Annotated in this window: 1 protein-coding gene; it reads left to right on the top strand. The window is 59.2% G+C overall.

The features are described 5' to 3' along the window. A partial coding sequence (locus AC1D0P_RS28045) for a PhzF family phenazine biosynthesis protein (protein WP_477679721.1) occupies window positions 1–336 on the top strand: 336 nt, incomplete at its 5' end. Between the last annotated feature and the right edge of the window lie 195 nt (window positions 337–531).

A 531-nucleotide genomic window follows, 5' to 3' on the forward strand; every position in this document is an offset into this window, starting at 1 on the left:
GCCATGGCCTCGGCCGGCGACAGGACGCTTGCGGCCTTCGTCTATAGCCGCGGCGGCGAGGACCACAATGCGCATTTTCATGCCCGCATGTTCGCGCCCGATATGGGCATTGCCGAGGACCCGGCGACAGGTGCCGCGGTGGCGGCGATGAGTGCGGCGATCCATCATTTCGACGCGCTCGGCGACGGCCGCTATGCACTGATGATCGAGCAGGGCGTGGAGATGGGCAGGCCCTCGCACATCCACCTGCATATCGAGGCGGAGAATGGCAGGATTGCCCGCGCACGCATCGGCGGACAGGCTGCCAAGATCGCATCAGGCCAGCTTTTTCTTTGATTTTGCTGGATAATCCGGCTCTCGGAGAAAAAGTCCAGGTTTTTTGCAACAATATGACGACAGGGGCTTGCCAAGGGAAATGATCCTCTTTATATGCCCCGTCAGACGCCGACGACAACGGCTTCTTCGGGTGATTAGCTCAGTTGGTAGAGCAGYTGACTYTTAATCAGCGGGTCGTAGGTTCGAACCCTACAT

This window comes from Polaromonas sp. P1_G2, from assembly GCF_056405515.1.